This window comes from Vibrio sp. A1-b2 (assembly GCF_021726015.1).
Classification (GTDB): domain Bacteria; phylum Pseudomonadota; class Gammaproteobacteria; order Enterobacterales; family Vibrionaceae; genus Vibrio; species Vibrio diazotrophicus.
The window spans coordinates 54507-73480 of the sequence record NZ_JAKKCI010000001.1 but is presented as its reverse complement, the minus strand read 5'-3'; the positions used below and the strand labels follow the sequence as shown (position 1 = coordinate 73480).

The 18974-nt window shown below is 44.3% G+C and carries 16 protein-coding genes; 6 read left to right on the top strand and 10 right to left on the bottom strand.

The window, feature by feature from the left end:
• Positions 1-47: 47 nt before the first annotated feature.
• On the bottom strand, positions 48-527 hold the full coding sequence (locus L3V23_RS00320) for a MarR family transcriptional regulator (RefSeq protein ID WP_042487668.1): 480 nt from the start codon (positions 525-527) through the stop codon (positions 48-50).
• A 382-nt stretch (positions 528-909) separates the two neighbouring features.
• On the opposite strand from L3V23_RS00320, the gene L3V23_RS00315 reads away from it, so the two are divergent.
• Positions 910-2487, top strand: a complete 1578-nt coding sequence (locus tag L3V23_RS00315; protein ID WP_102965914.1) for a BCCT family transporter — start codon at positions 910-912, stop codon at positions 2485-2487.
• A gap of 87 nt (positions 2488-2574) precedes the next feature.
• On the opposite strand, the gene L3V23_RS00310 is transcribed toward L3V23_RS00315, so the two are convergent.
• Both L3V23_RS00310 and L3V23_RS00305 read right to left on the bottom strand, forming a co-directional pair.
• Positions 2575-3291 carry a 3'-5' exonuclease gene (locus tag L3V23_RS00310; protein WP_042487664.1) on the bottom strand — a complete coding sequence of 239 codons (717 nt, stop codon included), beginning with the start codon at positions 3289-3291 and terminating at the stop codon, positions 2575-2577.
• 8 nt (positions 3292-3299) lie between these two features.
• Positions 3300-5189 carry a DUF294 nucleotidyltransferase-like domain-containing protein gene (locus tag L3V23_RS00305; protein WP_102965913.1) on the bottom strand — a complete coding sequence of 630 codons (1890 nt, stop codon included), beginning with the start codon at positions 5187-5189 and terminating at the stop codon, positions 3300-3302.
• Positions 5190-5369: 180 nt separating this feature from the next.
• On the opposite strand from L3V23_RS00305, the gene L3V23_RS00300 reads away from it, so the two are divergent.
• Complete coding sequence (locus tag L3V23_RS00300) at positions 5370-5978, top strand: Ail and OmpX (RefSeq protein ID WP_102963376.1); 609 nt, start codon at positions 5370-5372, stop codon at positions 5976-5978.
• 61 nt (positions 5979-6039) lie between these two features.
• Here the strand turns inward: L3V23_RS00300 and L3V23_RS00295 are convergent, their stop codons facing one another.
• The 3 genes from L3V23_RS00295 to L3V23_RS00285 all read right to left on the bottom strand — a co-directional run bounded on the left by L3V23_RS00295 (position 6040) and on the right by L3V23_RS00285 (position 8325).
• Positions 6040-7239, bottom strand: coding sequence for an amino acid aminotransferase (locus tag L3V23_RS00295; RefSeq protein WP_276573982.1), 1200 nt, complete (start codon positions 7237-7239; stop codon positions 6040-6042).
• Positions 7240-7511: 272 nt separating this feature from the next.
• A complete protein-coding gene (locus tag L3V23_RS00290; RefSeq protein WP_102965911.1) occupies positions 7512-7883 on the bottom strand; it encodes a hypothetical protein in 372 nt (123 codons plus the stop codon).
• A 205-nt stretch (positions 7884-8088) separates the two neighbouring features.
• Positions 8089-8325 carry a hypothetical protein gene (locus L3V23_RS00285; RefSeq protein ID WP_102965910.1) on the bottom strand — a complete coding sequence of 79 codons (237 nt, stop codon included), beginning with the start codon at positions 8323-8325 and terminating at the stop codon, positions 8089-8091.
• 248 nt (positions 8326-8573) lie between these two features.
• On the opposite strand from L3V23_RS00285, the gene L3V23_RS00280 reads away from it, so the two are divergent.
• Positions 8574-8786, top strand: a complete 213-nt coding sequence (locus L3V23_RS00280; protein WP_102942487.1) for a hypothetical protein — start codon at positions 8574-8576, stop codon at positions 8784-8786.
• 74 nt (positions 8787-8860) lie between these two features.
• Here L3V23_RS00280 and asnS read toward each other — a convergent pair whose 3' ends face one another.
• Positions 8861-10261, bottom strand: coding sequence for an asparagine--tRNA ligase (gene asnS, locus L3V23_RS00275; protein ID WP_042487642.1), 1401 nt, complete (start codon positions 10259-10261; stop codon positions 8861-8863).
• A 165-nt stretch (positions 10262-10426) separates the two neighbouring features.
• The gene (locus L3V23_RS00270) at positions 10427-12040 is read right to left on the bottom strand and encodes a methyl-accepting chemotaxis protein (RefSeq protein WP_180981146.1); all 1614 of its coding nucleotides are present in this window, start codon (positions 12038-12040) and stop codon (positions 10427-10429) included.
• Positions 12041-12341: 301 nt separating this feature from the next.
• Between L3V23_RS00270 and queD the strand changes: the two genes are divergently transcribed.
• Positions 12342-12707: a 6-carboxytetrahydropterin synthase QueD gene (queD, locus tag L3V23_RS00265; RefSeq protein ID WP_102942488.1), complete on the top strand. Its 366-nt coding sequence runs from the start codon at positions 12342-12344 to the stop codon at positions 12705-12707.
• Positions 12708-12861: 154 nt separating this feature from the next.
• Here the strand turns inward: queD and L3V23_RS00260 are convergent, their stop codons facing one another.
• Positions 12862-15186 (bottom strand): FdhF/YdeP family oxidoreductase, encoded by a 2325-nt coding sequence (locus tag L3V23_RS00260; RefSeq protein WP_237291774.1) that lies wholly within the window; start codon positions 15184-15186, stop codon positions 12862-12864.
• Between the two features lie 516 nt (positions 15187-15702).
• On the opposite strand from L3V23_RS00260, the gene L3V23_RS00255 reads away from it, so the two are divergent.
• Entirely contained in the window at positions 15703-16620 is a 918-nt protein-coding gene (locus L3V23_RS00255) for a LysR family transcriptional regulator (protein WP_102965908.1), read from the top strand.
• Positions 16620-17456, top strand: a complete 837-nt coding sequence (gene fdhD, locus L3V23_RS00250) for a formate dehydrogenase accessory sulfurtransferase FdhD (protein ID WP_102965907.1) — start codon at positions 16620-16622, stop codon at positions 17454-17456. The genes L3V23_RS00255 and fdhD overlap by 1 nt, the downstream gene beginning before the upstream one ends.
• A gap of 92 nt (positions 17457-17548) precedes the next feature.
• On the opposite strand, the gene L3V23_RS00245 is transcribed toward fdhD, so the two are convergent.
• Positions 17549-18973 carry an efflux transporter outer membrane subunit gene (locus tag L3V23_RS00245; RefSeq protein WP_102965906.1) on the bottom strand — a complete coding sequence of 475 codons (1425 nt, stop codon included), beginning with the start codon at positions 18971-18973 and terminating at the stop codon, positions 17549-17551.
• Position 18974 lies beyond the last annotated feature (1 nt).

Below are 18974 nucleotides of genomic sequence, written 5' to 3'. Positions count from 1 at the left end.
AAAATAAAAAAAGGTTGGGATATCCCAACCTTTTTTCATCAAATCATCTATTCTTCATTCTTAGTGATACTACCGATTTCAAGTAGTGGTGCGACATCGATGTTTTCAGCATTCATCATTGAAGAAAGTCTTTGAACGGAAGAGAGTAATAAGCTTTGTTCCCAATCTGCCAAGGTTTGAAAACGCTTAACAAAGCTCTCTTGCAGCGGTGCTGGAGCTTGGGCCAACAATACTTTTCCGGTTTCGGTGAGATGAGCATGAACCTTACGCTTGTCTTCGACGCTACGAATACGCTGTACGTAACCGTTTCGCTCAAGACGATCAAGTATGGTGGTGGCAGTGGCTTGACTCATATTGGTGTGCTTGGAGAGTTCTCGGATTGTGACTTCGCCTAACTCTTGAATCGCACGCATAAGAATAAGTTGTGGCCCCGTTAAGCCAGCATCTTTGCTAAGCTTCTTAGAGTGTAGATCGATGGCTCTGATGATTTGGCGAATTGCCACTAGAACTTCTTCATGTTTTTCCACGGTTAGCTACCCAGTAAAAGCGGTGTAATTTTCTAGCGCGACAATACCGCAGTTAGACGTTATTGAAAAGCATAGACGTCATACTTTTTATCTCTACAAAGAGGCAATGTAGAAGTGGCTTAAAATGCAATAATGTTTCGTGCACAAACGATTGGTTGTGCGTTTTGCGGTGAAATATTGGTCGTTCAAACGTGATTTCATATTAATATTGTGTTTATTTTAAGCTGTTTGTAGATTTGTAAATGGGCATGTGTACAATGTAGGCCTCTTATTGTTGAGTTAATAGTTATGAGTACAAAGTAATTTTTGTGACTTCAGTAAGAACTTACTTCTTACTCATAGTTATTTGAGTTCAATTTAGATTGATTCAAAGAGAGGACAAATGACAAAAGGTATTGATAAATACAGTATTGACAGTACCGACTATACGGTAGGTCAAGACAACGTTCAGAAGTGGGGATTTGATGTCCACAACTCTGTATTTGGTATAAGCGCCGGCTTAATATTACTCTTTTTATTGACGATTTTATTTGTTGACGCAGATACAGCTAAATCCGCATTGGACGGTCTGAAGTGGCAGATCATTGGATCATTTGACTGGCTATTTATTTGGGCAGGTAACATTTTTGTTCTTTTCTGCTTGGCTCTAATTGTCTCTCCATACGGTAAAATTCGTTTGGGTGGTGATGATGCTGTGGCAGATCATTCCTTTATCTCATGGCTCTCTATGCTATTTGCAGCGGGTATGGGTATAGGCTTGATGTTCTGGAGTGTGGCTGAGCCTGTTGCTTATTTTACCGGATGGTACGAGACACCACTTGGCGTCGCGGCTAATTCACCAGAAGCAGCTAAGCTTGCACTGGGTGCAACCATGTTCCACTGGGGTTTACACCCATGGGCAATTTACGGTGTTGTGGCTCTGTCTCTAGCGTTCTTCTGTTATAACAAGGGGCTGCCGCTTTCTATTCGTTCTATCTTTTACCCAATACTCGGTGATCGAGCATGGGGTTGGGCAGGGCACATTGTGGATATTCTGGCGGTAATTGCGACTCTGTTTGGTCTTGCAACGTCGTTAGGTCTTGGTGCACAGCAAGCCGCGAGTGGTATTCACCATGTGTTTGGTATCGACGCTGGTATTGGGCTACAGGTAACGGTCATTATCGTGGTAACACTGTTGGCGACCATTTCTGTTATCCGCGGTATTGATGGTGGTGTTAAAGTTATTTCTAACATCAACATGGTTGTTGCGTTCCTGCTACTGATACTAGTAGCACTGATTGGCTACGCCGTTACATTTGCCTCGATTCCAACCACGTTAATGTCATACATTGAAAACATTCTTCCGCTAAGTAATCCGCACGGTCGTTCAGACGAAGCGTGGTTCCAAGGCTGGACTGTGTTCTACTGGGCTTGGTGGATTTCATGGTCACCATTTGTAGGTATGTTTATCGCACGCGTATCTCGAGGCCGTACAATTCGTGAATTTATTACTGCGGTTCTGATTGTTCCAACTGTAGTTACTCTGATTTGGATGTCTGTATTTGGTGGTTTGGCTGTTGAACAAGTTGTCGACAAAGTTGGTGAGCTCGGTTCGCATGGCTTAACAGATGTTTCTCTGGCTATGTTCCAGATGTTTGATAGCTTACCTTACGGTACTGTGTTATCGATGATTGCGGTTATTCTGGTATTGGTATTCTTTATCACTTCTTCAGATTCAGGCTCATTGGTTATTGATAGTATTACCGCTGGCGGTAAGCTTGACTCTCCTGTCGCTCAACGCGTGTTCTGGGCAATGATGGAAGGCCTGATTGCGATTGCATTGCTTTGGATTGGTGGTACAGAAGCGGTACAAGCGCTGCAAGCTGGGGCGATTTCAACTGCATTACCATTTACGTTTGTACTATTGCTGATGTGTGTCAGCTTAGTGATGGGTTTACGTACTGAAACCTTTAAACGTTAAGCGACACAACCTAAAGCAAAAGCCGACTGAAAAGTCGGCTTTTTTGTGCTTGTTTGTTATCGCAAACAACAAACATCAGTCCATACATTAACGCCAAAGTGTCCTGATAGTTAGGAGTGGGTTGTAATGATAAGCAATCTGGGCTTGGAACAGTTCTGCGGTAGCGACGGCGTCTGTCAGGGCATGGTGAGGCGTGTACGCGGGCAGACCATAGCGAGTTCTTGATTGCCCAAGGCGAACCGACTCTGGTTTCCTACCTCTTAATTTATTCCATAATCCGTTGGTGGTTCTTTTCTGAATAAGCGATTCAATTTCCATAGTATCCACAACGGGGAATTCGATGCCTTCTCCGATTCTGAGCTTTAAAGCTTTATCGAGAAATTCACGTTCGATGTGTCGATAATGAACCACCATAATTTTACCTGACAACTCGGCGAGCACTTCTTCCATAATCTCAGACAGATCTGGAGCATCGATGATGTCACTGTGAGTTATGCCATGTATCACTACCGAATTCTCATCCAGTTTTTGTCTTGGGCGCACTATCCAGTGCTTTGCTCGATTGAGATAAATACGGTTGAGAGTAAAAGGCACAATACCAATGGTGATGATATCGTCTTTATCGGAGTCCAGCCCTGTGGTCTCGAAATCCATCGCGATGAACTCGATATCGCCAATGGGTGTATTGCCATCGGTCATTTCTGATTGGTAAAAGCTTTGCAGTAACGGGTGAGTCACTACGTTCCTTTTACTTTGATATTTGTAGGGCCAGTCAATACTTGGCGCCTGAAACAGACGTTTCATGGTGTCCCTTATTTAAAGTTGTTACTGGCCTGATAGCGGTATTTCAAGAAGTTCTGAGCGTTACTTAGAATCTGGAAGGCATCTTTTAAGTTACGTCTTTCAAATTCAGAAAGATTCTCAGGTTCGATATTGTTATCCGCTTCGATATCGTTCTCTACATCAAACGCTTGGTGGCGAATACGGACCATAGAGATGAACTCAAGTGCATCACGTAAGTCTTCACCTCTGCCTTTAGGCAAAATACCTGCGTCGATAACGTTGTCGAGACGTTCAAATGAGTTTTTAGCTCGTGACCCTACCGCTAATGCGTGCACGCGTATTAAGTCCGCAAGAGGGGCCGTACCGCGTCGTTTAAGGTTGATAGAGTTGTTGTGGCGCCCATCTTTCTCCATGACAAAACTCTTGAAGAAGCCGAGAGGTGGCGTACGGTTTAATGCATTACGTGCCAAACAAGCCAAAAAGCGATTGTTCCTGCGTGCGCGACGAACGATAAATCCGTTAAGCATTTCTGCCCACTTTAAACGACCATAAACACCGTCTAAATCGAAGAATATGGAAGCATTCAGCAATGCTTTAGGGTTCGGATTGTCTATCCAATCTGCAAAGCATGCTTCCCATTCCTGACGAGTCATTCGCCACATTGGATTGGTCGCCATGATATCTCCGGTGCAATAGCTGTAACCGCACTGGTCCAAAGCATCACACACAAACTTGGCTAGATTGGCAAAATACTCGCCATGGGCTTCTTCATTGTAGCTATCGTCTAGAATGATGGCGTTATCCTGATCGGTAACAACGAGTTGTTCATCCCTTCCCATAGAACCAAGTGCCAAGAAGCAATAAGGAATAGGGGGAGGGCCAAAAGTCTCTTCCGCCAGCTCCAAAATACGTTGTTTAAAACTGCGACCAATGGTCGACATCGCCGTACCGACCATATGGGAGTTGGCGTCCTCATTAACAAGCCGGACAAAGGCATCTTTAACCTGCTTAGATAGTGTCGCTAAGTCTTCGACGCTGTTTTGTTGGAATATACTACTGACCAGTAACAGCGAGTTTTGGGACTCGTAACGAATGATGTCAGTGATGTTGAGAATGCCAATCGGCTTTTTGTCTTTTACTACGGGTAGGTGATGCACGTTGTAACGAAGCATCATTAACATCGCTTCATAAACATAAGCGTTGTGATCTAAGAACATGACTTCTGACGTCATAACATCAGTAATAGGTACTTGATGATCAATACCCGTTGCCAACACTCGATGGCACAAATCCTTTTCTGTGACGATGCCGATGACCGGGCTTTGATCGTCTTCGTTATCTTCGAGGATTTCAGGGTCGATCACCAACAGCGAAGAGTCATTTTCCTCTGCCATTTTGATTGCTGCTTGTTGTATGGTGGCATCTTTAAATACGTAAGGCGCTTCACCAGTCAAAATACGTTTTACTTTTGACGTGGTTAAGTCATTTTGTTCTGAGCTGTTCGACACAGCTTGGCGAAGGCGAGCGTTATCTTCTACTTCTACATAATCTGCAAAAGAATCGTGGTCTTCATAGAGTGACTGGAAAACAGATTCTGGAATGCAATAAACAAGCGTGTCTTCAATAGCGGTAACAGGGAAACGAACTTTATTGTTGGTGAGTAACCCCATCTGGCCGAACAGTCCGCCTTCGGTTAAACGGTTATAGAGTTCACCTTTACGTCGATAGACTTCAACCGTGCCACTGCGAATCATATACAGATCTTGGATATGATCGCCAAGATGGATGATCGGTGTGTCCTGTCTGTAGTAAGCAATTTCTATATGGTGAGCGATGTCTTCTAGAGTTTCCTCTGGTAACTCAGAGAAAGGGAGGTGTTGGCTAAGGAAATTTTTAATTTCTGATAGCTCGGCTTCCATATAGGCTCCTTGAAAGATGCGTTATGTGGACGTAATGAACGTAAGAGTCTGTCAACACAAGAAAATATAAATTGTACACGACTTTTCCTTCGAACGCAGATTCTATGGCGATATCTCAAAATCTTTTGCCAGATTCGACTAAGCTAATTTGAGTGAGGCAGGAAATTCAAGGAGTTGTTGATGAAAAAATGGGCAGTACTTATCTCGTCGGTGTTGCTATCTTCATCTGTTTTTTCACATGAGCTAACTGAAGCGACTCCGCTTCAGTACGACTATGCATATGGTAGTGTCAGTTCTGGTTCATATCGTTCTAATTCAACTGATGGCGACAATGCGAGTGCAGCAGTTATCGGAATAAACCATAAGTTTGATAATAGTGACCTTCTTTGGAGTGCCGATTATGGTTCTCGGTTTGTTCACCCTAATAATGTCACTATTGATCACTATCTACTCAGAGTTGGTTTAGGTTATCGCTGGTTATTGGCTGATAAACTGGATTTGGTTACCAACGGTAAAATTGGTGCATTGAGAATAGATGCTGGCGATAAAGAAACAGACTTTGTATATAGCGTAGACCTTGGTTTAAGGTACGCTGTTACCGAAAAATTAGAAACGTCACTGTTTGCTGAGACCCTTCGAAACAAATGGCTGGACGAAAATATCTACACACTTAGCGGTGATTACTATTTCTATCCGAAGTTTGCTCTCGGTGGTTTCATCTCTTACCGAGATGGTGAGCGAAACTCATCGATTCGAGAAGCGGGTATCCTAGTCAAGTTCAATTATTAGTTTCAAAAAATCTGCACAAAAAAGCCGACCCTATGGTCGGCTTTTACTTGTCTGATAAGGATTAAAGTACTGCTTTAATACCTTGGCAAAGAGGAAGCATATTTGACTTCGTCATGCCTGCTACGCTGATACGGCCAGAACCTACGATGTAGATGCCTAGCTCTTCTTTCAAACGAGCCACTTGCTCTTTGTTTAGACCAGAGAAAGAGAACATACCGTTTTGACGTTCGATAAAGCTAAAGTCGGCTGTTACACCTTGCTCTTTCAGAGTCGCTACGAACAGCTCACGCATCTCTTGAATACGTTCACGCATTTCCGCAACTTCCGCTTCCCATTCTGCACGCAATTCAGCGTTGTTAAGAATGTGCGTTACTACTGCTGCACCGTGTGCTGGTGGGTTAGAGTAGATAGAACGGATGATAGCTTTAACTTGAGAGAAAGCTGTTTCTGCTACTTCAGATGAAGGTGCAACTAGAGTGAAAGCACCCACACGCTCGTTGTACAAACCAAAGTTTTTAGAGAACGAGCTTGCGACTAGAATTTCGCTGTTGTACTTAGCGAAAATACGTAAACCTTCAGCATCTTCTTCAACGCCTTTTGCAAAACCTTGGTATGCAAAGTCAAACATAGGAAGAAGGCCTTTATCAGCCACTAGTTTTGCTAGCGTTTCCCACTCTTGTGCTGTTGGATCGATACCTGTAGGGTTATGACAGCATCCGTGTAGCAGTACAACGTCACCCGCTGCGGCTTTCTCTAGGTCTGCAACCATAGCAGCGAAATCTTTGTCTTTTGCTTCAGCGTTGTAGTAAGAGTATTGAGCAACTTCCAGACCAGCGGCAGAGAACACACCGTTGTGGTTCGCCCAAGTTGGGTTACTGATCCACACTTTTACATCACCTAGTTGACGTTTGATGAACTCACCCGCCACACGTAGAGCACCAGTACCGCCCGGCGCCTGAGCTGTTTTTGCTAGCTGTTTAGTAACGATGTCTGAGTCTGCACCGAATAGCAGTTTTTGTACTGCCAAACCGTACTCTGCAGTACCTTCGATAGTTAGATAAGATTTTGTTTTTTCAGATTCAAGTAGAGCTGCTTCTGCTTTTTTAACGGTGGCTAAAACAGGGGTTTGACCTGCTTCATTTTTGTAAATACCAACGCCCAGGTTAATTTTCTCAGCGCGAGGGTCTTTTTTAAACTCTTCAGTCAAACCAAGAATAGGGTCAGCAGGGGCCGCGACAACTTTTTCAAACATAATGCTCATCCATGTAAGTTAGGTGGAGGGTAAAACCAGTCAAATTTATCGTATTTATACCTTTCTGCACCAACGCTGACAACAGTGGTGTTTAGAAAATTTCAAAATAATTTAACTTGCCTGATGATTAATGCTTAAAGGTCGCTTTTCTTATGAAAAGACCATTGTATTTTGCAGGAAACGAAGCAGAAAAGTGTTACCAATTTGTTGACGGAAGTCGTTGGCGATTACAGAACTATGCAGTGAACAGTTATGTTTAATCAGGAGCGGATTAATAGTGATCATTGAAATGAAAAAGAAAGGCTAATGCCGGTTTCGCTACCATTAAAGTAAGGGGCAATTTTTACATCTGAAATTGCGTTGACTTGGGTATCGACCGTGTACTGTAGACCTGCCGAAAGAGCGATTGCAGCAACCGCATTAGGTAAGAAGTCGCTATCGCTATTTTCATCTAGATACCCAACTAAGGTTGAGGTTGCCACTGATGAAAAATCTAACCCGCTGGTTTTGTTTGAGGTGTAGGCCGTGTACTCAACGTTTGAGTAAGCCTGCATTGGAGAATCACTGTCTGCGAACGGGTCATTCGTGAATGCATGTACTGAAGTGTGAATTAAAAGTAATCCAGCAAAAGAAGCAAAAGCGAGTTTTGTCATAATGCACACCGACTCGTTCAGTAAGTTGATAGGGGACAACAGTGTCTTTGTGAGGTGGATAGTGCAGGGAGTAACTTAAGGAAAACTTAAGAAAGCGGAAAAATCTTAAGGAAAGCTTCTGTAGTTCACAAAATTGAACACATAGATAGAGAAAAACCTCCGTAGTAGGAGGTTTTTCATCAACGCACTTAGTCGTCAACAGTGGCTAATTTTGATTTTCGTTGAGGTGTTTAACGATGGCTTTCTTTGCATCGTCTTCAGTCGGTGTCTGACCTTCTTTGACGTCCAATGGTTGTTTCGGGTGTAAGCCCAAGGCATCTTCCGCAATATGTAACCAATCAGGGCGCCAATAATAGGGATCCGGAGCTTCAGGATGGTCCCAACTGTGCACGTTATCTTTTATACCGTTGTAGTTGAGGTCTTCCATTCTAAAAACTTTCATAACTTCCTCCAAAAAATTCGTCATTCCTTTGAAAGTATGGAACATAATTTTTCAAGTGACAGCTGTTTCAAGACTACTTATGACTCGACACCTAAATATCTGTTGATGGCGTATGAGAAAAATACCATCAAAAAAATTAGCTGAGTGACTAGCATCTGTTTAGGTTTTTATCACAACAACTGTATCGGTTCACCTATCTATTAATGTGGTTTAATCAGCGTAATAACAACCCTTAGTTAGGATCGATGATGAAAAAGCAGTTGGTAAAACATGAACTCACACTGATTATAGTGGCGATATTTAGTGCTTTCTTGCTTGTGTTTGCACACCTTATCTTGGCCAAATCATTTGCACAATATGCGTGGGTTGAGTACACCGCAGCGGTTATTCCGTTTGTTATCTTTAGTCTGTGCTTTGTAGGTATAAAGTACGCGTTGAAAGCCGAACAAAAAGAAAGTTAACCAGTTTGAGTGCCAGACAAAATAAAAGACCTCCACTAGGGAGGTCTTTTTAATTACGTATCACCAAAAAGTGATTAGAAGTTCGCTGAGCGAGGAGTACGTGGGAATGGAATCACGTCACGTACGTTACCCATACCAGTTACGTAAGACACAAGACGCTCGAAACCTAGACCGAAACCAGCGTGAGGTACAGTACCGTAACGACGTAGGTCGCGGTACCAGCTCATGTGCTCTGGGTCGATGCCCATTTCAACCATACGTGCATCAAGAACGTCTAAACGTTCTTCACGCTGAGAACCACCGATGATTTCACCGATACCCGGTGCAAGAACGTCCATCGCTGCTACTGTCTTACCGTCATCATTCAGACGCATGTAGAAAGCTTTGATGTCTTTCGGGTAGTTCTTAACGATAACAGGCGCTTTGAAGTGTTCTTCAGCTAGGTAACGCTCATGCTCAGAAGACATATCGATACCCCATTCAACTGGGAACTCGAACTCACGACCAGAATCTAGAAGGATTTGAATTGCATCAGTGTAATCCACTTGTGCAAAGTCAGATTGTACAAACTGCTCTAGGCGAGTGATCGCATCTTTGTCGATACGAGAAGCAAAGAACTCAAGGTCGTCACGACGCTCAGCCAGTACCGCTTTGAATACATACTTCAGCATGTCTTCTGCTAGTTTTGCTACGTCATCCAACTCTGCGAATGCAACTTCTGGCTCAACCATCCAGAACTCGGCTAAGTGGCGGCTAGTGTTTGAGTTTTCAGCACGGAAAGTAGGGCCGAAAGTGTACACTTTGCTTAATGCACAAGCGTAGGCTTCTGCGTTTAGCTGACCAGATACAGTTAGGAATGTTTCTTTGCCGAAGAAATCTTCGTTGTAGTCCACATTGCCTTTGTCATCGAGTGGTAGGTTCGCCATATCAAGCGTAGATACGCGGAACATCTCACCAGCACCTTCTGCATCTGAAGCAGTGATCAGTGGAGCAGACATCCAGAAGTAACCTTGCTCATGGTAAAAACGGTGGATCGCTTGAGAAAGAGAGTTACGTACACGAGCAACAGCACCGATTACGTTAGTGCGTGGACGAAGGTGTGCCACTTCACGAAGGTACTCGATAGAGTGACGAGTTTTTGCCATTGGGTATGTTTCAGCATCTTCAACCCAGCCAACAACTTTAACTTCAGTTGCTGCAAGTTCGAAATCTTGACCAGACGCTGGAGACTCGACAATCTTACCTGTTACTTCAACAGAGCAGCCAGTTGTTAGCTTTAATACTTCGTTTTCGTAATTATTAAGATTATTTGGGACCACGGCCTGAATCGGGTCGAAACAAGAGCCGTCATAAATGGCAAGGAAAGAGATTCCAGCTTTGGAATCACGACGTGTACGGATCCAGCCGCGTACAGTGACTTCACTGTCTACTGCTAGCTTGCCGCCAAGTACGTCAGTTACAGGCGCGTAAGTCATGTTTGATATAGTCTCCATTGAGGTAAACATTCAACCCAATGTGTTTTTTCGTCATTGTTGTTTATTAAATAGACGATTCATTGGGTTGGATAGAATTCTTATTGATTCAACGGGACATATTACCTGTCAATTCGTCAGCTTCAACCTTTAATCTTACTTTGGTGGTTAATTCTTACGCGAAAGAGTAAATTGATTGAGCAAAGACTCCAGTTGTTGTGACAATTGCTCTAGATTTAAGCTGATTTCGCGCGTTTCTGTTGCAGAGTGAGAAGTGTCTTGCGCGTGGCGTGCGATCACTTCTACTTTTTGCTGAACATTCTGGCTTACTTGCGTAGTCATCTGGGTCTGGCGCTGAATACTTTCAGTGTGCTCGAGAACCTGCTTCATTTCAGCTACAACATTCGTCATCGCGGAAGAGAGTTCTTCAATTTCATTTGAGCGGGCATGAGCCTCTGAACAGACGCTATCTACTGAAACCATCGACTCTTCGCTTTCTCTTTGGAACTGAGCAATAATTTTCTCAATATTCCCCGTCGCTTCTGCGGTACGCGAAGCAAGGTTACGAACTTCGTCAGCCACCACGGCAAATCCGCGACCTTGTTCGCCTGCTCGTGCCGCTTCAATCGCCGCGTTCAGTGCAAGTAGGTTGGTTTGTTCAGCGATACCTCTAATCACACCTAAAATGGTAGAAACTTCGCCAGTTTGGTTGTTCAGTTGCGCTATCTTGTTTTTCACATCTTCAATGTCACCAACCAAGTTTTTAATATCTTCGCTGGCAGAGTGCGCTTGTTTCGCACTAGTTTGGGCAACATTCGTTGTGTGTTTGACTAATTGAGCCGCGTCCGCCGTCGACAACTCAACTTCGTGCTGCTTATTCTGCATTTCTTCGATGTTGTATTGCACATCAGAAGTTTCACTCTGTTGATTATTTGCCGCTCTGTCTGTCACCTGAGCGACGCCCGTTAACTGATTAGCGGAAGAGGCGAGGGAGTGTGATGTTGTTTGTACTTGTTGCAAGCTGTCCGATACGGTGTCCATAAGGGAGTTAATTGAGGCAGCGAGTTGCCCCAATTCGTCCTTTTTGCCGTTATCAAGTCGCGGTGAAAGATCTTTACTTTTACTGACCTGACTCATAAACAGTGTGGTTGTCTGAAGTGGTCTTACAATGAATCTCTTAATCAGCGTGAGTGTAATCAAGAAGCCAACAATAGCGATAGCAGCCATGATTCCGACACCAATCAGTGTTCTGTGGTTAATCAGGCTGTTGATATGACTTAGGTTGTACTCAAGGCGGATAACCCCCAACACTTCGCCCTCAGGCGCCATATGGCAAGCCACACAGTTTGTGCCGCGATAGTTTTCGCTGGATTTCATCGGCAGAGCGACAACAATGCCTTTACCCCAACTCGCTTCTATCGGCTCTAAGATGTATTCGCCTTTCAATGCACGTTTATCAATATCGTCAACAGGCGTTTGGTTTTCCTGACCCGGGCCATAAAGTTTACTGACTAAGTCAGAGCGCAAAACACGCACTTGTTCAATACCATCTTGCGCTAAGGCTTTTTGACGCAGTGTTTCTTTCTGCGCCATAGTGCCGGTAAGCATCATCATATTGAGGCTATCGAAATAGTTGCTTGCTTTATCGTGCAGTTGCTCACCCAAGACGGAGTTAATCAAATCCCGTTGTTGAATGGACTGATAAATGGTTGAACTAGCCAGAACCAGTGCGAAAACTGTCACCAGCGTCAGAAGTAGTTTGGAGGTAATTGTTGAGCTCATAATGGTCTTATTGTTATAGAGTTATTAAATATTATTTAACTGAATATAGACGTTAGAAAATAAAGGGAAAATGAGTGTTTTTGTTACTGTGACCACATACAAAATATGGATTTTATATTTGTGACACAGAAATGCTGTGCTCAGAAATTTGACGCTGCTGCCATAATTTCGACATCGAATTATTGTTTTGTTAAAACTGAAATTGCAGTGAAAAGTGAGATCCTACGCTTGTTTCCTAGTGTCAGATTACTTACTATTGCGCCTCATTTTTACTAGCCAGATTGATAGACTGATCACCAATATGAAGACTGAAATTTACAAAGAGTTCATGTTCGAAGCCGCGCACCACTTACCGCATGTGCCAGAAGGGCATAAGTGTGGCCGTTTGCATGGACACTCATTTTTGGTTCGCCTATACGTCGCTGGCGATGTTGATCCGCATACAGGGTGGTTAGTGGATTTCGCAGAAATCAAAGCGGCATTCAAACCTATCTATGACAGACTGGATCACTACTATCTGAATGATATTGAAGGGTTAGAAAATCCGACCAGTGAAGTTCTTGCGAAGTGGATTTGGCAGCAGCTAAAACCGTCTTTGCCTTTGCTGAGCAAAGTTGAAATCAAAGAAACCTGTACCGCTGGGTGTATCTATACTGGCGAAGCCTAACTCGCTCTGTAGCGGCTGACTCGTCGACGCTTCAAGCTGAAAAAGAAAACCACCTTAACTCTGCATCGTTTAACGTTATATCGTTTAACTATATATCGCTAAATAATGCATGAAGTGTCGGGTGGTTTTTTTGTGTTTGCTAATACAGATTCTTTTATTCGACTTTAGAACGTTGAATTTCATCTGAAGAGGCTTTTTCAAGCTTGATTGCGATGAACTTAGACGTTGGAGTAAAGGTTCTTTCGCCATAGCTATCCAAAGGTACAAGCGGATTAGTTTCTGGATAATATGCGGCAGCCTGACCTCTAGGAATATCGTACTCTACTAAGGTGAAGCCTTGTACTTTACGTGTAACGCCATCTTCCCAAAGCGACACCATATCCACCTTGTCACCGTTTTTAAATCCAAGTTTGGCAATATCATCTTCATTGACAAACAGCACTTCACGCATACCAAACACACCGCGATAGCGGTCGTTCAAACCATAAAGGGTGGTGTTGTATTGGTCGTGCGAACGCATGGTTTGCAATATCAAATCGGGTTTGTTGCCTTGCTCTAAGACGGCCTCGTTGATCAGCTGTTTGGGTAGCGGACTGTCACTAAACTGTGCTTTACCTGATGGGGTATTCCATTTACGTTCTGCTGCTGAGTTTACAAGATGGAAGCCGCCTGGATTACGCAGTTTTTGATTGAAATCGGTAAAACCTGGAATAGTCTCAGAAATCAAATCGCGGATACGTGCGTAATCCTGAATTGCCCAGTTCCAGTCAATCGGGTGGCAGCCGAGTGTCGCATGGGCAATTCCGGCAATTATGGCTGGTTCTGAACGTAAATATTCCGAGCGAGGTTTCAACTGACCGTAGGAGATGTGAACCATGCTGAAGGTATCTTCAACGGTCACACCTTGCGGGCCATGAGCTTGAACATCAATCTCTGTGCGCCCCAAACATGGCAGGATAAGGGCATCTTTTCCTGTCACCAAATGTGAGCGGTTGAGCTTGGTTGAGATATGAACCGTCAGGTCGCAATTTTTCATCGCCAGATGTGTACGTTCAGTATCCGGAGTGGCTTGAGCGAAGTTGCCTCCTAAGCCGATAAAAACTTTCGACTTCTGTTCTTCCATCGCTTTAATCGCTTGGACGGTGTTGTGGCCAACTTCACGTGGAACACTAAAGTTGAAGCGGCGCTCAATGTTATCAAGAAAGGCTTTTGAAGGTTTTTCATCAATGCCCATAGTGCGGTCACCTTGCACGTTACTGTGGCCGCGAACGGGAGACAGACCAGCGCCCGGTTTACCCACGTTGCCTCGTAACATTTGTACGTTCGCTACTTCTTTAATGGTTGGCACTGAGTGACGATGTTGAGTCAAACCCATAGCCCAGCACATGATCACACGATCTGAACGGCGATACATATCGGCAACCATCTCAATTTCGCTCAATTTAAGGCCAGATTGCTCTGTGATATGTTCCCATGTGGTCGCGTCGACTTCTTTTAAATATTCATCAATCCCAATGGTATGGTCGTTGATGAAATCTCTATCAAAAACAGCTTTACCACCGGTTTCCAACGCTTGACGCTCCCATTGCAGCAAGTATTTGGCGATACCACGAAATACCGCCATATCACCACCGAGAGCAGGTCTTAAGTACGCTGTGTTGGTTGGCTTAGAACCGTTACTGAGCATTTCAATTGGTACTTGCGGGTTTTGAAATCGTTCCAGACCGCGTTCTTTCAGCGGATTAAGGCAGATCACTTGCGCGCCACGCTTCACTGCTTCACGCAGAGGTTCGAGCATTCTCGGGTGGTTGGTTCCCGGATTCTGGCCAATCACAAAAATCGCATCGGCTTTGGCAAAGTCGTCAAAAATCACCGTTCCTTTACCAGCACCAATGGTGTCCTTCATACCAATTGCACTTGCTTCATGGCACATGTTAGAGCAGTCAGGAAAGTTGTTAGTACCGAAAGCACGCACGAACAGCTGGTATAAGAACGCTGCTTCGTTGCTTGCACGACCAGAGGTATAAAACTCAGCCTGATGCGGTGATTCAAGTTGATTGAGATGTTTAGCAACTAACTGAAATGCCTCATCCCAGCTTACTGGAACGTATTGATCGCTGGCTGAGTCGTATTTCATCGGATGCGTAATGCGACCCTGATACTCAAGCCAATAGTCTGTTTGTTTCAATAGTGATGAAACGCTGTGAGTGGCGAAAAACTCTGGATCAACCACGCGATTGGTGGCTTCCCAGTTAACCGCTTTTGCGCCGTTTTCGCAGAAGTTAACTTTACCGCTTTCCGGCGATTCTCCCCAAGCACAACCGGGGCAGTCAAAGCCACCATTTTGGTTAGTCTTGAGCATGGTACGAATGTTCTTAACGGCGTTCTCGCTGCCCCACAAACTTTTCGTGACGGCTTTCAACGCCCCCCAACCACCTGCAGGGCCTTTGTATTGCTTAATATGTTCTTTTTGACTCACGACTTTACTCCTCACGAACAGGAACAACAGCAAACAGGAGTACCGGTGAAAACAGGCGCGATATGGGAATAAAGCGGAAGTAGTAATACGGCTTATTATGGTTTTAGAAGAGTCCTGCTTACTGCTTTTAAATTTCAGATTGGATCGACTGATATCATGTCTTGATCTAAATCAAAGATTATTGTGTCCCAAGATATGCGTCCAATTGATATTACCGACTGAGTGATAAACAGAATCTATGATGAATGCAAAAAACGAATGAATAGCTGCTGATAAACCGCATATATTAACGAAGACATAATTTGGCTGAAAATAAGGCGATTGTTCTTGTGGTGCCTTATCAGACGGATGTTTGTTTGATAGCGGTTATCTATCACGCTATAGATAATTTAGATTTGACCCTGGTATTTGATAAGAATAATCTTGATTTAGATCAATTATTTCTGTGTTTTTTTTCGATCGTCATTTGCTGAAAAAACACTCTTGTCACATACGGTTTAGGTCTTGTAATCGACAATGGATATCAAACAACTTAAGTATTTAATCGCCTTAGATCAGACCAAGCATTTTGGTCAGGCGGCGGCATTGTGTCATATCACGCAGCCAACATTGTCGATGAGAATTAGACGTTTAGAAGAAGAGTTAGAGCTTGAACTCATCACAAGAAGTCAACGATTTGAAGGATTTACAGAGGCGGGTGACCGGATTCTTGCTTGGGCAAAAACGGTATTGGCTGCTCACGATGGGCTACAAGCTGAAGCGGCAAATTGTCGAGGACAGTTGGTCGGTTCATTGAGATTAGGTATGGTTCCTTTGGCAAGCCAGAACCCGATGCAGCTCATTAAGCCACTGTCAGAACTCTATCCAGAGTTACGTTTTCAGATTATGTCTATGGCGTCTGAGCAGATCATAGACCAGCTCAATCGCAATCAGCTTGATTTGGGTATGTGTTACATCGATCAGGTGAATACGAGCTATTTTGACGTAGTCGAAATGAGCTCAACAGATTTAGGCGTGCTTTACGACCATCGTTATTTTGACTTCGCTGAAGACGTTGTGATGTGGGAATCCTTAAGCAGCATTCCATTAGGCTTGCTGTCAAAAGGGATGCATTATCGTCACTCCATCGATTTGAGTTTTGGCAGTAAGGGACTTGTACCGCAAACGGTGATTGAAAGTAATTCCACCTTTCACTTAATCCAAGCGGTCACCAGCGGACTTTGCTGTGCAATTATGCCGCTCAATTCTGGATTAGCAGAACTCAACGAACAACTGCGTATCGTCCCGATTGAGAAAGCGGTGGTTCATTCACCTCTGGTTTTACTCAAACGTAAACAAGAACCCTCATCGGCGCTTGTTGATCAGTGCTTTGCTGAAGCGAAACATCTGTTTGCTAAGTCTAAATCACGCATGCAAGTGATGGAGGTGATTTGATGTCCTGCTCGATAGATACTCAAACTTACCGTGAGCTGCATGATTTTAACCAAGCGCCAGCTGCACCGAGTGCGCATTACTACCGTGAGTTAACCGGAGAAAGTGAAGTACTAGATGCTCCATTAGCCAGCGAGTCTGCGTTAGCGATCAGTTACAACGGTATCAACCAAGCGGTGATGATGGTCACCCCCGGTCATCTTGAAGATTTCGTTCGCGGATTTAGCCTTAGTGCTGGCATTGTGAGTAGCTTTAGCGAAATTCGAGACATAGAAATTGGCGGGCAGGGCGACTCTCACTTCGCAGAAGTGGAAATCAGTAACCGCGCTTTTTGGAATCTGAAAAATCAACGTCGTCATATGGCAGGCACGACCGGTTGTGGTATCTGCGGAGTTGCAGCTCTTGAACAAGCTTTACCCGATTTGTCTCCACTGGATTCATCCTCACCACCTAATCCGTTAGTGTTTGAAGGGTTGAGAGAGAGAATCTCTCAACATCAGCAAGCGGCAAAAATTTCCGGCGCGCTGCATGCCGCTTTATTTGCCAATGCAAAAGGAGAGATTGTGCTCTGCCGCGAGGACATTGGTCGTCACAATGCGCTGGATAAGCTGATTGGTGCAATGGCATCAGAGCAGCTCAATATCAAAAGCGGCTTTGCAATAGTGACCAGTCGTTGCAGTCTGGAGCTTATTCATAAAGCTGTAAGAGCAAAGCTTTCTACGCTGGTGTGTTTATCTGCCCCAACTGCATTAACCGTTGAATGGGCGAGAAGAAACAATCTGAACTTGATTCATCTGCCTCATTCGGGCTCACCAAGGCTATACAGCCCTGCTCCATAAAATCAGTTGGGAAGTCAGATAGAAAAAAGAGAAACGACTGTAAAGCGTTTCTCTTTTTTATGAATTGCCAATTTTCTTCTACAAAAGCGTTGTTATGGCTGCGAAGTTTCAGCAGTTGCTTGAGGTACCAAATCATCTCCACCTAGGCTTCGATAAATCGTAGTGAGATTGACGAGTTGGTTGTATCGATTCTCTAACAGTGACGCTTTGGCACTGCGCTCATTGTCTTGAGCATCGAGCAAAGTGGTGATGTTAATTGCACCATACTTATATTGACTGGCATAAATACGAGCTGCTGCTGCAGCGCTGTCATACTGCTTTTGCAGTTTCTCCGCCTGATACTGGTAGTTTTCACGAGCAGATAGGGCATTATCCACATCCTGAAACGCAGTATAGAGCGCTTTGCGATACGAGATGATCGCTGATTCGTATTTCACTTGCGCGATATCTTGATTGATCTGCATAGTGTTCCAGTTAAGGAACGGCATGGTCAAATCAGCACCAATAGAACCCAGTGGATCGCTCAACAAGTTACGTAGTTGTTCTGAAGAACCGCCCAGAGCTCCGGTTAAAGTTAGCGTAGGGAAATAGGCAGCATCCGCTGAATCTTTAGCCGCAAATGTTGCTTTGAGCTCATAGAGTGCTTGTTTGATATCAGGACGACGGCTCAATACATCTGCTGGGACACCAGACGCAATTTCAGGTAAATCGCCTTCAGGCAGTGCTTTAATCTCTTTCAGCATTTGTTGTGGTGCTTGGTCAAACAAAATAGCAAAAGCATTCTGCGCTTCAGTTAACTGCTGCAAGTAATCGCGATGCGTTGCTTCTAGCCCCGCAAGGGTTCGTTCTGCTTCTAATACATTTAAACGGGTGACAGAGCCATTATTGAACTGACTCTGTGCCTGCTTCAATGTATCTGCCGCATCGGCAATATCACTGTTACTCAGTTCAATACGCTGGTTCAGGTAGCCGATTTGCCAGTAAAGCTGCGCTGTGGTTGCCACTAAACTCTGAGCTGTCGCTTCACGCTCTTCTAAGCTGGCAAGGGCGGTCCATTCACTCTCATCTGCGGCAGCTGAAAGCTTGCCCCACAGATCCACTTCGTAGCTGACTGAAAGGTCTGTTTGGTAGCTTTCAGATGAAGCACCACTGTCCAAATAACGAGAACCATCAGCAGAAACATTGCCAGATAGGTCAGGATAGAGATCTCTTCCAGCCAAGTTGGCTTGTAAACGAGCTTGCTTTAGTGTCAGTGTAGCAATCGCCAAATCGCTGTTGGTTGCGAGTACTTTCTCAACCAATTGATTGAGCTGTTCATCGTTAAAACTGGTCCACCAGCGATTGATAACTGGTGTCGCGTTTTCATTTGTTGAAACATGTTCGCTCGATGTTTGCTTTGTTGATTGCCAAGATTGAGGAACTTGCACTTCAGGCTCAGGAAACTCTGAACGGGTTACGCAGCCAGTTGCCAGAACGACACACAGCGCAAGTGTGGAGTATTTATATCGACGTAACATG